Annotated in this window: 14 protein-coding genes and 1 tRNA gene; 5 read left to right on the top strand and 10 right to left on the bottom strand. The window is 63.7% G+C overall.

The features are described from left to right. Window positions 1-40 precede the first annotated feature (40 nt). Both INT40_RS06490 and INT40_RS06485 read left to right on the top strand, forming a co-directional pair. Window positions 41-667, top strand: coding sequence for an HAD-IA family hydrolase (locus tag INT40_RS06490; RefSeq protein WP_226830895.1), 627 nt, complete (start codon window positions 41-43; stop codon window positions 665-667). Beyond that, on the top strand, window positions 664-1,134 hold the full coding sequence (locus INT40_RS06485) for an ASCH domain-containing protein (protein ID WP_193095763.1): 471 nt from the start codon (window positions 664-666) through the stop codon (window positions 1,132-1,134). Before INT40_RS06490 ends, INT40_RS06485 begins: the two co-directional genes overlap by 4 nt. 419 nt (window positions 1,135-1,553) lie before the next feature. Here INT40_RS06485 and INT40_RS06480 read toward each other — a convergent pair whose 3' ends face one another. Both INT40_RS06480 and INT40_RS06475 read right to left on the bottom strand, forming a co-directional pair. Beyond that, entirely contained in the window at window positions 1,554-2,909 is a 1,356-nt protein-coding gene (locus INT40_RS06480) for an APC family permease (RefSeq protein ID WP_101572933.1), read from the bottom strand. Between the two features lie 88 nt (window positions 2,910-2,997). Then, complete coding sequence (locus INT40_RS06475) at window positions 2,998-3,882, bottom strand: carbon-nitrogen hydrolase family protein (protein WP_319021952.1); 885 nt, start codon at window positions 3,880-3,882, stop codon at window positions 2,998-3,000. A gap of 71 nt (window positions 3,883-3,953) precedes the next feature. Between INT40_RS06475 and INT40_RS06470 the strand changes: the two genes are divergently transcribed. Both INT40_RS06470 and INT40_RS06465 read left to right on the top strand, forming a co-directional pair. Next, complete coding sequence (locus INT40_RS06470; RefSeq protein WP_101572931.1) at window positions 3,954-4,709, top strand: FadR/GntR family transcriptional regulator; 756 nt, start codon at window positions 3,954-3,956, stop codon at window positions 4,707-4,709. Between the two features lie 148 nt (window positions 4,710-4,857). Beyond that, window positions 4,858-5,253 carry a hypothetical protein gene (locus INT40_RS06465; RefSeq protein ID WP_193095762.1) on the top strand — a complete coding sequence of 132 codons (396 nt, stop codon included), beginning with the start codon at window positions 4,858-4,860 and terminating at the stop codon, window positions 5,251-5,253. Window positions 5,254-5,272: 19 nt separating this feature from the next. Here INT40_RS06465 and INT40_RS06460 read toward each other — a convergent pair whose 3' ends face one another. Then, entirely contained in the window at window positions 5,273-5,713 is a 441-nt protein-coding gene (locus INT40_RS06460) for an anthrone oxygenase family protein (protein ID WP_193095761.1), read from the bottom strand. Window positions 5,714-5,799: 86 nt separating this feature from the next. Here INT40_RS06460 and INT40_RS06455 point away from each other — a divergent pair, with 86 nt between their 5' ends. After that, window positions 5,800-6,477, top strand: coding sequence for a MerR family transcriptional regulator (locus INT40_RS06455; RefSeq protein ID WP_226830894.1), 678 nt, complete (start codon window positions 5,800-5,802; stop codon window positions 6,475-6,477). On the opposite strand, the gene INT40_RS06450 is transcribed toward INT40_RS06455, so the two are convergent. The 7 genes from INT40_RS06450 to INT40_RS06420 form a co-directional block, all read right to left on the bottom strand. Further along, complete coding sequence (locus tag INT40_RS06450; RefSeq protein ID WP_101572926.1) at window positions 6,446-6,910, bottom strand: GNAT family N-acetyltransferase; 465 nt, start codon at window positions 6,908-6,910, stop codon at window positions 6,446-6,448. The two genes, INT40_RS06455 and INT40_RS06450, sit on opposite strands and share 32 nt — an antisense overlap. A gap of 134 nt (window positions 6,911-7,044) precedes the next feature. Beyond that, window positions 7,045-7,126, bottom strand: a tRNA-Leu gene (locus INT40_RS06445). Between the two features lie 64 nt (window positions 7,127-7,190). After that, window positions 7,191-7,664 (bottom strand): thioredoxin-dependent thiol peroxidase, encoded by a 474-nt coding sequence (gene bcp / locus INT40_RS06440; RefSeq protein ID WP_101572925.1) that lies wholly within the window; start codon window positions 7,662-7,664, stop codon window positions 7,191-7,193. An 84-nt stretch (window positions 7,665-7,748) separates the two neighbouring features. Beyond that, window positions 7,749-9,509 carry a biotin carboxylase N-terminal domain-containing protein gene (locus tag INT40_RS06435; protein WP_193095760.1) on the bottom strand — a complete coding sequence of 587 codons (1,761 nt, stop codon included), beginning with the start codon at window positions 9,507-9,509 and terminating at the stop codon, window positions 7,749-7,751. A 3-nt stretch (window positions 9,510-9,512) separates the two neighbouring features. Further along, window positions 9,513-11,192, bottom strand: a complete 1,680-nt coding sequence (locus tag INT40_RS06430; protein ID WP_193095759.1) for a carboxyltransferase domain-containing protein — start codon at window positions 11,190-11,192, stop codon at window positions 9,513-9,515. After that, on the bottom strand, window positions 11,189-12,010 hold the full coding sequence (locus tag INT40_RS06425) for a putative hydro-lyase (protein WP_413463552.1): 822 nt from the start codon (window positions 12,008-12,010) through the stop codon (window positions 11,189-11,191). The genes INT40_RS06430 and INT40_RS06425 overlap by 4 nt, the downstream gene beginning before the upstream one ends. Next, complete coding sequence (locus tag INT40_RS06420) at window positions 12,007-12,804, bottom strand: LamB/YcsF family protein (RefSeq protein WP_193095757.1); 798 nt, start codon at window positions 12,802-12,804, stop codon at window positions 12,007-12,009. The genes INT40_RS06425 and INT40_RS06420 overlap by 4 nt, the downstream gene beginning before the upstream one ends. Between the last annotated feature and the right edge of the window lies 1 nt (window position 12,805).

Raw genomic sequence — 12,805 nt, 5'->3', positions numbered from 1 at the left:
ACTGAGCGGATGGCCGCAGTGCTTCACTAGACTGCCCGTTATGGAGTGCAAAAAGTGGATCCTATTCGACATCGGTGGGGTGCTTGAGGTCGTCGACGATGACGCCTGGCCGCAGAAGTTTCAACGTAGGTGGCAGGCACGATTGGGCTTCGATCCCGAGGAGTACAAGGAGCGCATCGATCGAGCTGCGCTCCCTTTCATCGATCTCTCGCCTCAAACAGAATCCGCGTATTGGGAAGGAGTCGGCCGGGCTCTCGACATGGATCAGGCGACAGTTGCAGAGATGCGAGCTGAGATGTGGGATCAGTACTGTGGCATTCTCAACGTCGAACTCATGGATTTTGCGCGTGGTTTGCACCCGAATGCGGGAGTCGCGATCCTTTCGAACTCGGTTGACGGGGCGCGTGAGGAAGAAGAACGACGCTACGCCTTCTCTCGCGTATTCGCTCCGATCATCTACAGCCACGAAATCGGAGTGGCGAAACCAGAAGCTGCGGCATATCGGTCTGCGCTGCAGGCGATGGACGCGGAGCCTGATCAGGTGTTCTTCATTGATGACCATTCCGAGGCGGTAGCGGGTGCGGCCGCCGTCGGAATTCGCGGAACTCTTCATGTGGGCAATGCCGCGACGATCGAGAAGATCGAAGACTTCCTAGGGCGACCATGACTGACGCAATTCTCGAACGATTCTGGACGAATGCGCGACGTGCGGTGCCGACCCTTCCCGAAGCTGTACCGGAAGCGTGGGCGATCGGTGCGACTGAATCACAGGCCGACGAACTGTTGGCGCTTGTCCTAGAAGGGGTGAAGACGGGAACCGCAGCCGCAATGCAGGATTTGCTGGCTGATGGTGAGGCGGTTCCGAAGGTCGGTCAGGTCAGCGTGATTCTCGATGGCAGAGATCAGCCACGAGCCGTCATCGTCACCACGGCGGTTGAAATCGTGCCGTTCACCGAGGTCAGCGCCGAGCATGCGCGCTCCGAAGGTGAAGGAGATCGAACTCTCGCAGCCTGGCACGAGATCCACGAGGAATTCTGGCGCGAGCACGGTCGGGGTGCCGATGGGTTCAGCGAGGACATGCTCGTTGTGTGCGAACGGTTTCGGCTGATGTACGCACAGTGGCCACACACATAGGCGCAGAGATCACTGAAAGGATTCGACTGCCGCCACCTCGTCGATGGCTGGCTCCGAGAGCTCGGTTCGGCGCCCCTTCGCATCCGCAGTCGTATTCCGTGGAGTTCTGCCCATAGACAACGCGTCGGCGATCACGAAGGGTAAAGAACTCTTTGGGTGTTCGTGAGTAAAATGATCGTCAGCCGTTGCTTCAACTCGAGAAGAGGGCAATATGTCTAAGCAGTATGCAGTGGTTGGATTCATCATCGGTCTTGCGGTCTCCGCCGGGATTTTCATCCTCTTGATACCTGGCCTGTTCGACATGGCCTCTCCCAGGCATATCTGGTCCAGCTGGGTGTTTTTCGGTATTGCCGTTGCCTGCGGTGCAGGTGCGCTGCTGACTCGGCGCCGGTCCAGGTGACCTCGGCGGGGCGAAGGCATCACTGCTCAGATTCGGCCAACTCCACCTCATCGAGGGCGAGCTCGGAGGGCTGAGTTCGGAATCCCTTCGTGGTGAAGGCGAGAATCACGGCTCCGATGACAAGCCAGCTGCCACCCAAGGTGACCGCGTGGACATCGAGCTGGGTGAGCAGGAAGGCGATGACGATGACGCCGATGATAGGGCAGATCAGATTGAGCAGGATTCCGTGGCGGCGACCAGCCTGACGCTCTTTGGCCCAGTGGACGATGACAGAGACGTTGACCATGATGAAGGCGAGGAATGCGCCGAAGTTGATGAACGACGTCGAGGTGGCGACGTTCATGAAGATGGCGATGAGGCCGATGACGGCAATCGCCAGCAGGGAGAGCACCGGGGTGTGGAAGCGCGGGCTGAGCTTGCCGAAGAAGCGTCGCGGCAGCACACCGTCACGCCCCATCGCATAGAGGAGACGGCTGCCAGCCGCCTGAGCCGCGATTCCCGAGGTGAACTGAGCGATGACGAGGGCGGCAAGGAAGATGGCACCGAAGAGGTGACCGCCGATCCTGCGCGCGATCTCGAATGCCGCGGCGTCGGAGTTCTCGAAGACTCCACCGGGATGGACCAGCTGCACAGCGTAGGCGACGACGACGAAGATGCCGCCGCCGATGACCGCGATGAGCATGATCGCCTTGGGAACGGTGCGCCGGGGGTCGATTGTCTCCTCGGTGAACGTGGTCACCGCGTCGAAGCCGAGGAATGAATACGCGGCGATCGCAGCACCGCCGCCGATCGCAACGAGGCTCGAATTGACGCCGGTGAATGGTGTGGCGCTGAAGAGCCCGGTCGCACCGTGCGTGCCGAAGACGTCGGCCAGCGACAGAACCACGAAGAATGCGATGATGAGGATCTGGAATGACATGAGGATGAGATTGACACGGTCGGCGACCTTGATCCCCACGATATTCAGCACAGTGGTGAGGATGATGAACCCAATGATCCACACGGCCATCGGCACCCCGGGGAACTGCGCCTGCAGGTACGAACCTCCGATGAGCCAGATGACCATCGGCAGGAACAGGTAGTCGAGCATGGTGGCCCACCCGACGAGGAATCCGACCCTTCCATCGATGGTCTTGCGAACATAGGTGTACGCGGACCCGGCGACAGGAAAGGCCGCGGCCATGCGCCCATAGCTGTTGGCGGTGAAGAGCATGGCGACAAGGGCGAGCAGGTAGGCGCTGGCGCTTGCGCCGCCGGTCTCGGAGGCGATGACGCCGAAAATCCCCAGCACGATCAGCGGCGTGAGATACGCGAGGCCGAAGATGACGAGCGAGGGCAGCTTGAGGGTCCGTTTGAGCGTGAGCGTGTCTGACATGATTACTCCATTGTTCTCAGTGATGACATAGAGCCGCCGAGGCGGTCCGCCGGTTGATCGGGATTCTGCGCTGAGGCTGAACTTTGGGTCAGTCGTGGCCGCGATAGTGGGGCGACCACCGCTTGGGTTCGATGTGACCGGCATAGAGCGGCAGTGGGATCGGTGCGTCTTCTGGGGTGAACTGCGACCAGATTCGGTTGGTGCCAGCCGTTCCCCGAGCTCGTACCCGTTGGATGTGGCCTGGATCCATGTCAACGATGAGGGTGTCTTCACCCGGTCCAGCCTCGGCGAGGACATGCCCTTCGGGGTCGACGGCGATGCTGTGGCCACGACCAACAGGTTCGGCACAGTTGACGCTGAGCATGTAGACCTGATTGACGATCGCATTGGCGCGGGCGAGGACGAGTTCCTGGTTGCGGTCTTGGCTGGTCGTCTTGACGATGTTGATGATCGCGTCGGCGCCCATCCACGCCAGGTGGCGAGAGTGTTCGGGGAACCAGGCGTCATAGCAGTTCGACAGACCGAGGACGCCGTGACCATCGATCGGGGCGACGACGAATTCCGTGCCGGGCCGGTGTGGTTCGAAGGGCCGCCACGGAAACATCTTGCGATAGCTGGCGGTCAGTCTGCCGTAGGGGGAGAAGAGCAGCTGAGTGTTGTACTGCCCATCGGGGCCGTCGTCCTCGCCGATGCTTCCCGGGCACAGCCAGATGCCGAACTCTGCGGCGACTTCACCGATCCTCGCCACAAAGGGGTCATCGAGGGGCGTTGCCATCAGTGACAGCGCGGCCGGCTGTTCATCATTCGGAAGGTGATCGACTCCCTGGAGGTGGAGCTCCGGATAGACGAGCATGTCGAGCTCAGGATGGAGTGCGAGCGTGCGTTCGACGTCCGCGTGCAGCTCGGCCAGCGCGTTCGAGCCGTGGAGCGGGGCGCGCTGAGCAAGTCCGACACTCAGTTCTCTCTGTGGCACTGGCAGCTCCTTCGCTCAACATAACTGTTCATTTTGAACACTATAAACTTGTGAGCCGATAGACTCAACACATGGCGGGAAAAAACTCACGTGCGAACCGGAAGACTCACGAGGTCGACCAGGCTCTGTTCACGGCTCCGGGGTCTGCTGCGGTCACACGGCTCTCAGCCGTTGACACCGTCCGGGCTCGAGTTCTCCTGTCCATCGAGCACGCGCTGCTGGCGCCGGGAAGCAAGCTGCCTCGGACCGAACACATCGCAGGGGGCCTCGAAGTCAGCCACATCACTGCTCGCCGTGCCCTGGAGAGCCTGGTCGACGACGGAGTCCTGGTGCGCCGCCGCGGACGCGGGGGTGGAACCTTCGTCGCCGACGATCCGCCGGCGCTCAATGATTCCTCGGTCACGGCCTATCGGGCCGACGAGCAGGCGATTCTTCGGCTCATCGATCAACGCAGCCTGATGGAGAGCGCGATCGTCGTTGCAGCCGCACAGCGAGCGACAGCGACGCAGTGCGATGAACTCGACGACCTCATTCTGCAGTCGAAGAACGCCGCCGATTGGCACGAGCACCACATCCCCGATACTCGCTTCCACCGCCTGTGTGCCGAGATCAGCGACCTTCCGGAAGTGCCCACCTATCTCGCCTGCTATGAGGCGCTGACCAAGTACTTCGTCCCCTATCCGCAGGAACAGCTCGATGAGGGACGCGACCATCATGCCCGGCTCGTTGCAGCCTTTCGCGCCCACGATCCGATGGCGGCCGTCGATATCGCACGCGTTCACGTGGATGCTCTGCGTCGAGAGATGTTCGTCGGCCTCGGCCACTGATCATGACACTGAGGCGCCCGCTGTGAGGCAATCAGATTATTGGACGCTCATCCATGCCGAACGCGCTCGCCTCGTGAGTCTCCTTGACGGCCTCGCCGCAGACCAGTTGCAGGTGCAGTCGCTGTGATCTGATTGGAGTGTCGAGCAGGTGGTTGCTCATCTCAGTGCCGCTGCGAATACCGGCAGGTGGGCATGGATTCGCAGCATCGTCGCCGCCGGATTCAACCCAGCTGAGCACAATGCTCGCCTGCTGTCGCGATACCAGGGGCGCACCCCTGAAGAGACTCTCGCGAACTTCCGCGACTCGACCACTATCACGATTGCTCCGACAAAGGACTATCCGGCATGCCTCGGCGAGGTGATAGTCCACGGCCAGGACATCGCTGAGCTGCGAGGGTTGGCTCTCGTCCCTGAGCGGGCGGCGCTTCTGGAGGTCGCTCGCTACTTCGCGCAAAAAGATTTCGCGGTCAACAGCAGAACACTTGTCAATGGTCTGTTGCTCGAGGCCGAGGCCGCCGAGGAGCTGCGTCATTGCATGAGCTGAGCACTAGGCCGCTTTCCAATCACGGCCCACCGACGATGCCGATTGTGGCGAGAATGAACCCGATGAGCTGCAGTGATGCTCGCGCGATCTGGAAGGCGTCCCAGCGACGGCGCATGGCGACGAAACCCTTCGGTGCCGTCTTCTCGGTGATGCGACCGGTGCGCAGGTTGATCGGAACATTGCCGATGATCGTGACGATGAGCGCGATGCTGAGGCTGATGGCCGCGAAGGCAAGCCATGCCGAGGGGTCGTTGATCGCGACGACGATTCCGAGGGCGGTTGCAATTGTCATCCCGATGGGCATGACGCGTCCGAAGGTCTTGAGTAGCCCCTTTTCGAACGTCAGCTGGTCTTCGGTTTCCAGTCTGCGAATGACCGGGTGGACGAGGGTTGCTGAGCCGAATTCTGCCGAACCGACGAATCCGATGACCAGGATGGCCGCGATTTCGAGGATGTCCACGATATCTCCTAATGGGTAGTGGAACTATCTATAATGGATAGTAGTAGTATCTGCACTGGAAGTGCAATACCCCGAAGGAGATTCGTATGGCGGAAGCGAGCGAGATGCGCATGGCCGAACTGGCGCGACGTTCGGAGCTGAGCGTGCCCACGATCAAGTACTACCTGAGGGAGGGGCTGTTGCAGCAGGGCAGACGCACCAGTGTGAATCAGGCGGTCTACAGCGATGCTCATCTGGAAAGACTTCGCTTGGTCCGTGCCCTGACCGCGGTGGCCGGACTGCCGCTGTCAAAGGTTGGTGAGGTGGTGGCAGCAGTGAGCGGAGAGCCGACGGTCATCGACGCCATGGCCGTGGCTCAGGACGTTCTCCTCGGCGATGGTGCGCAAGAGGGAGCCACACAGGCAGATGTTAAGATCTCAGAAGTGCTCGATCGCGTAATCGCCGAACGGGGATGGCGTTGCGAACGGACCTCGCCGGCCTATCGTGCGGCGGTGAATGCCGTCGATGAGCTTGACCAAGAAGGGCTCGCTGTCATCCTCGATCGCCTCGGTGACTACGCAGAGTCAGCGGAACTTGTGGGGCGAATCGATCTCGAGACCATCGATGAGGTGGAAGGGCTGGAGGAGAAGGTGCGCGGCGTTGTGCTGGGCAGCGTCCTGCGACGTCCGCTTCTCGAGGCGCTGGTTCTCCTGGCTCAGCAGCATTTCGCTCAAGAGCACTTCGCCCAGGACGTCACAGACCCTTCGGCTTCGCGTCGTAGGTGAGCCAGTTGGTCTTCGTCGCCACCTTGTCATAGAGGACCTGAGCTTGAGCATTGTCGTCGGCAGTGATCCAGCGGACGACCGAACGACCCTCGTCCGCGGCGATCTCCTTGAGACGGGCGATGAGCGCGCGTCCGGATCCCGTTCCGCGAGCCTCGGGATCGGTGAAGAGGTCATCGAGCCAGAGACCGACCGTGCCGGTCGACGGACGCGAGAATCTCCGGAAGTCCGCGATTGCGACGATACGGCCATCCGCCTCGGCGACCAGGCCTTGGCACTCGTGTGCTGTGTCCATGAGCCAGCCCCACACCCGGGAGACGATGTCCTCGGATTCCGGCAGGTGATAGAACTCGCGGTAGCCGCGGAAGAGCTCACGCCAGTGAGCCTCGTCTGTCGGTTCAACAGGGCGAACGGAAGTGGTCGACGAATCTGCCATGACTGTCCGTACCTTTCCTCATAGTTCTGCGGGGTGACATGTGAGCGCTGAAAGGCGACATGTACTGCAAGAGTATGTGAAAAAGCCCCTGGCCGGGAGGATGTCTCCCGAACCAGAGGCCGTTTTCCGCTGTGTACGCGAGGGGGGACTTGAACCCCCACGTCCGCAGACACTGGAACCTAAATCCAGCGCGTCTACCAATTCCGCCACTCGCGCGCGTCGTTCCCAAGATTAGCAGGGCGAGGGCGAGTTGCTGAAAACGATCACGCGGCGCTGGAGATCAGGCAGCGTCGATTCCCAGTGCTTTGCGCACACGGGCAACGTGACCAGTGGCCTTGACGTTGTACTGGGCCAGTTCCACATTGCCTTCGGCGTCGATGACGAGCGTCGAGCGGATGACGCCCTGGACGACCTTGCCGTAGTTCTTCTTCTCGCCGAAGGCACCCCACTCTTCCATCATGGTCTTGTCGGGATCGGAGAGGAGATCGAAGTTCAGGCTTTCCTTCTCAGCGAACTTCTTCAGCTTCTCCGGCTTGTCCGGGGAAATGCCCAGGACGACGAGGCCAGCGGCCGATAGTGCCGAGAGCGAATCACGGAAGTCGCAGGCCTCGGTGGTGCAGCCGGGGGTCATGGCGGCGGGGTAGAAGTAGACGACAACTCGCTGTCCCTTGAATTTGCTCAAGGTCACGGACTTGCCGTCCTGGTTGCTCAGGGTGAAATCCGGGGCGGTGTCGCCGACTGACAGACGTGGCATAGGGTCTCCTCTTCTCGTTCGGAACATCTCCGAGGTTCTCAGTTCAGTGACTACTCTAGTCCGAGACCCCGACACAGATCATGCTCACTCGATGCGCGCGATGACCTCGCCGACAGCAACCACGTCGCCGACCTTCGCGACCTGCTTGAGTGATCCTGCCACGGGAGCCTGGACTCGGGTCTCCATCTTCATCGCCGATAGCACTGCGACATCGTCACCCTCGGCCACCTCGGCGCCGTCGTCGACCAGATAGTCCACGAGGCTGCCGGGCACCGGCGCGGTTACAGCGCCCGCGCTTCCTTCGTCTCCCGTCGCCGAGGTGGCTGTACCGTTGGCCGCGGATGTGCCCTGACCGGTCCCACCGGCCGAACCGAGGGCGACCAGCAGTCCGGCAGGCAGCCCGATGGTGGTGAGCTTCCCGTCGATTTCGATATCCATGCGCTGCAAATCAGCGCCGGCCACGGGTGCGGGACGATCCTGGGTCTCGAAGCGCGGCAGCAGCTCGGATTCGATCCATTGTGTGTGAATGCCGGCCACACCGTCGTCGCCGAGACCGGTGAACGCCTCATCGGTCAGGATCGCCAGCGAACACGGCAGAACCGTCGCCGGTCCCTGGACCGTGAGTTCCTTCGCCGCGACCACGGTGCGGGCGATGGCGCCGGCCCGATCGGGGCCATGGACGATGAGCTTGGCGAAGAGGGAGTCAAACGCCGGCTGCACGGTGTCACCGGCGCGGACTCCGGAATCCCAGCGCACACCGGGACCGCCGGGCACGGTGAGGACATCGATGCGTCCCGGTGTGGGCAGGAATCCACGTCCCGGGTCCTCGGCGTTGATGCGCAGCTCGATCGCATGCCCGCGCGGCTGCGGGGTCACGTCCAGCGAGAGTCCCTGACCGAAGGCGATGCCAAACTGTTCGGCGACGAGATCGACCCCGGACACCGCCTCGGTGACAGGGTGTTCGACCTGCAGCCGGGTGTTGACCTCGAGGAATGTCATCGTGCCATCGGCGGCGAGCAGGAACTCGACGGTGCCGGCACTGCGGTAGCTCACCTCGGCGCAGATCGCCTCGGCCGAACGGTGCAGACGTTCACGCTGGTCAGCGGTCAGCCCCGGGGCGGGTGCCTCCTCGATGAGCTTCTGGTTGCGGCGCTGGGCCGAGCAGTCACGATCACCCACGGCCACCACGTGGCCTACTCCGTCGCCGACGATCTGAACTTCGAGGTGGCGGGGACGCTCGAGGTACTTCTCGACGAAGCACTCGGACCGACCGAAAGCCTCCACGGCCTCGCGGGTGGCCGATTCGAAGGCATCGGCTACTTCGGTCAGGTCATGGACGATCTTCATTCCACGACCGCCGCCGCCATGCGCGGCCTTGATGATGATCGGCAGACCATGTTCGGCGGCGAAGTCCTCGACCTCGCTCGCGTCCTCGAGGGGACGGTCGATGCCCGGGGCCAGGGGAGCGCCGACTTTCTGTGCCAGTTGACGTGCGGTGACCTTGTCACCCAGCGCCGTGATCGTCTCCGCAGTGGGCCCGATCCAGATCAGGCCGGCGGCCTCGACGGCGGCGGCGAAGTCCGCGTTTTCGGACAGGAACCCGTAGCCGGGGTGGACGGCTTCGGCCCCGGATGCCTTGGCTGCGGCGATGATCGCGTCGATGTTGAGGTAGGTTTCGCCCGCGGTGGTTCCCGGCAGCCCGTAGGCTTCATCCGCCAGCTGAGTGTGCAGAGCATCGGCATCTTGGTCGGCGTAGACGGCCACCGAGGTGTGCCGGTGCTCGGCGCAGGCACGGATGACGCGGACGGCGATCTCGCCGCGGTTGGCGATGAGGATGGTCGACATGATTCAGTGTCCGTTCTCAGAGGAATGGGGTGAGGGGGCGGTGCTGGTGACGTCGCGGCCGGTGTTCGTATCGCCGCGGTCAGTGCTGTTCTCACCGGTGTCATCACCGGTCACGAACCGCAGCTTCACACCCGGTGCCAGCTGCGCGGCGAGGTCGGTGTCATCGATGCTGGCGATGATCGGGTAGCCGCCGGTGAGCGGATGGTCGGGCCCGAAGAGCACAGGCTGCCCGTTCGGTGGGACCTGGAGTGCCCCGGTCACTGCGCCCTCACTGGGCAGTTCCCCGGCGCGGGCGCGTTCGAGTGGGACCTCGCCGCTCAATCTCAGACCGACTCGGTCGGACTCGTGGGTGACCGTCCACTCCTGGGACAGCAGAGTCTCGACGCCGCTTGAGGTGAACCAGCCATCGCGTGGGCCCAAGGTCACGCTCAGCGTGAGCCTCTCCCCAGGCTGCGGCAGATCCCGGGCAGGTGCTGGGTTCACCTCGACGAGGTGGGGCGCGGCCAGCTGCGGGTGCAGAGTGAGTGTGGTGCCCGCCTCCAAGACGGCCGGGCCGAGTCCCGCAAGCGTGTCCGCCGAGGCACTGTCGAGCGCCGTTACGACATCAAGACCGCCGCGGATGGCGAGATAGCGCCGGACGCCGCGGGTGGCTGTGCCGATCTCGAGTTCGTCCCCGTCAGCCACAGCGAAGGCCTCGCCGAGTTGGGGCTTAAGAACCGTCCCATCGCCGGCGGTGACGGTGATCGTCCCATCGGCTCCAGTGACCGTGGCGACCCCGTCGCCGGTGAACCGCAGCCGGGCCCCGCCGCCGAAGCTCTCAAGCCCGGCCGCGGTCTCGGTATTGCCGACGAGCCGGTTGGCGGTCCGCAGAGCTGTGCGGTCTGCGGCACCGGCACCGGAGACGCCCATCGACGCGAAGCCGGGACGCCCGAGGTCCTGGATAAGCAGCTGCAGGCCGGGCTGGAGCACCTCGAGGGTACGTGCCGATTCGGCGCTCACCTCCGGGACGGACGCAGCAGAGTCCGCACTCACAGTCGCCTCTTCTGCGGTCACGGTCTCCCGCTCGGCGTCGGTGAACTTCACGATCGTGCCGGGCACGAACAGAGCGGGGGGTTGCCGGTCGAGATCCCACAGAGTCGCCTCAGTGCGTCCGATGAGCTGCCACCCACCGGGGGAGGCGCGCGGGTAGACGCCGGTGAATTCGCCGGCCAGGGCCACCGCGCCCACGGGCACACGGGTGCGCGGTGAGGATCGACGAGGAACGTTGAAGAGTTCGTCATCACCGGCGAGGTAGCCGAAGCCTGGGGCGAACCCGGCGAATGCGACCTCCCAAGTCGCGGCCTGGTGGCGGGCGACCACCTCGGCGGGGGAGACGGAGAGGAGGCCGGCCACCTCGGTGAGGTCTTCCCCGTCGTAGGTCACGGGAATGCTGACCTCCCGGGCCGCGGCAGTCGCGGACTCGGCGTGATCGAGACCGCGGATCGCCTGCTCAAGGGCACCTGCCCCGGTTCGGCGCGGATCGAAGCCGATGAGCACGGTCCGGGCGGCCGGGATGAGCTCGACGACTCCGGGAAGATCGGCAGCTTCCAGGCTGTGGTGCACGGTCATCGTCGCGGCCAGGTCCGCGCATTCGACGAGGAGGTGGCGTCGGGAGGCGGTGTGGAAGGTTAGCTCGGTGGTCATTGGCGAAAGGTGTCTTCCGGTTCGTCGGTGATGAACATCTTCCCTGGTGAGTGCGTGATCGCGAACGGCACGCCCGAGGCCTGGATGGCCGCCTGCGGGGTGACTCCGCACGCCCAGAACACGGGAATGTCACCGTCTTCGATGACCGGGGCGTCACCGAAATCGGGGGCGCTCAAGTCGGTGATGCCCAGCTGTGCGGGTTCGCCGATGTGGACGGGGGCACCGTGGACGGCGGGGAAGCGGTCGGTGATGCGCACCGCCTCGGCGACCTGGCTGGCCGGGATCGGACGCATGGACACGACCAGGTTCCCCTTGACGCGACCGGCCGGGGCGCATGCGGTGGAGGTGCGATACATCGGCACATTGCGGTCGGCATCCTGGTGGCGGATCGGGATGCCCGCCTCGGTGAGCCCGTTTTCGAAGGTGAACGAGCAGCCGATGAGGAAGGACACGAGATCCGGGTGGTCCGCCCATGCCTGTGTGGCGTCGGCGACTTCACCAGTGAGCTGACCGTCCTCCCAGATCCGGTACCCGGGGATGTCGCTTCGGATGTCGCTGCCCGGGGCCAGCACGGATTCGACCTGACCGGGTTCGAGGACGTCGATGACCGGGCACGGCTTCGGGTTGCGTTGGGTGAACAGCAGGACGTCGAAGGCCCACTCGGCGGGCACGGAGATGAGATTCGCCTGCACGAGACCCGGCGCCATCCCCGAGGTAGGGCCGGAGAATCCGTCCCGGATGCGGGTGCGAGATTTGGTACCAGCCGCGCGCATCGTCTCCAGTGCAGTGGTTGCTGCGGTAGGTTGCGTGCTCATCATTTCACTCCGGCGAACGCAGCGATCGTCACACCCGAGGATTCGAGGAGCTCTCGTGCGGCCCGAGCCATGTCGATCGAGCCCTGAGAATCTCCGTGGAAGCAGATGGACTGGGCGTCGACGTCGACGAGGCTGCCGTCGATGGCTTCGACCTGTCCGGTCTGGACGAGCCTGAGCACGCGTGCGGCCACGGCTTGCGGGTCGTGCAGCACTGCATTGGGTTCGGTGCGGGCGACCAGAGAGCCATCGGGGTTGTAGGAACGATCGGCGAAGGCCTCGGCCGCGACACTCAGTCCCGCCTCGGCGGCGACTCTGTTGGCCACGCTGCCGGCCAGGCCGAGGAAGACCAGGGAGTCATCGACGGCCTTGACTGCATCGACGACGACCTTGGCCTGCGCCTCGTCGCGGACGATGGCGTTGTAGAGACCGCCGTGAGGTTTGACGTAGGAGACCGAGCCGCCGACTGCGCTGGTCAGGCCCAACAGGGCACCGATCTGGTATTCGACCTGCGCCTGCAGGGTCGCGGCGGGAACGTCGAGGGGCCGGCGGCCGAATCCTTCGTAGTCGTCGTAGCCGGGGTGGGCGCCGATGACGACGCCGCCCTTCGTGGCTGCGGCAAGGGTCTCTCGGATTCCTTGGGGGCTGCCGGCGTGGAAACCGCATGAGACGTTGGCGCTGGAGACCAGGTCCAGCATCGCCGCGTCGTCGCTGACGACGCGGTCGGGGACGTTCTCACCCAGGTCCGAGTTGAGGTCGATGCTCACCGAGCTGGTGGCGTTCGTATCTGTGGCGGTCATT

It is taken from the genome of Brevibacterium sp. FME17 (genome assembly GCF_014897515.1).
Lineage (GTDB): Bacteria > Actinomycetota > Actinomycetes > Actinomycetales > Brevibacteriaceae > Brevibacterium.
Note: the sequence above shows the minus strand (reverse complement) of the source record. Positions and strands in the feature narration are given on the sequence as shown.

Excerpts from the sequence above, each read along its gene's own strand:
- INT40_RS06490 (WP_226830895.1), top strand. The coding sequence starts at position 41 with ATGGAGTGCAAAAAGTGGATCCTATTCGACATCGGTGGGGTGCTTGAG.
- INT40_RS06485 (WP_193095763.1), top strand. The coding sequence starts at position 664 with ATGACTGACGCAATTCTCGAACGATTCTGGACGAATGCGCGACGTGCG.
- INT40_RS06480 (WP_101572933.1), bottom strand. The coding sequence starts at position 2,909 with ATGTCAGACACGCTCACGCTCAAACGGACCCTCAAGCTGCCCTCGCTC.
- INT40_RS06470 (WP_101572931.1), top strand. The coding sequence starts at position 3,954 with ATGGCGGGAAAAAACTCACGTGCGAACCGGAAGACTCACGAGGTCGAC.
- INT40_RS06455 (WP_226830894.1), top strand. The coding sequence starts at position 5,800 with ATGGCGGAAGCGAGCGAGATGCGCATGGCCGAACTGGCGCGACGTTCG.
- INT40_RS06450 (WP_101572926.1), bottom strand. The coding sequence starts at position 6,910 with ATGGCAGATTCGTCGACCACTTCCGTTCGCCCTGTTGAACCGACAGAC.
- bcp (WP_101572925.1), bottom strand. The coding sequence starts at position 7,664 with ATGCCACGTCTGTCAGTCGGCGACACCGCCCCGGATTTCACCCTGAGC.
- INT40_RS06435 (WP_193095760.1), bottom strand. The coding sequence starts at position 9,509 with ATGTCGACCATCCTCATCGCCAACCGCGGCGAGATCGCCGTCCGCGTC.
- INT40_RS06430 (WP_193095759.1), bottom strand. The coding sequence starts at position 11,192 with ATGACCACCGAGCTAACCTTCCACACCGCCTCCCGACGCCACCTCCTC.
- INT40_RS06425 (WP_413463552.1), bottom strand. The coding sequence starts at position 12,010 with ATGATGAGCACGCAACCTACCGCAGCAACCACTGCACTGGAGACGATG.
- INT40_RS06420 (WP_193095757.1), bottom strand. The coding sequence starts at position 12,804 with ATGACCGCCACAGATACGAACGCCACCAGCTCGGTGAGCATCGACCTC.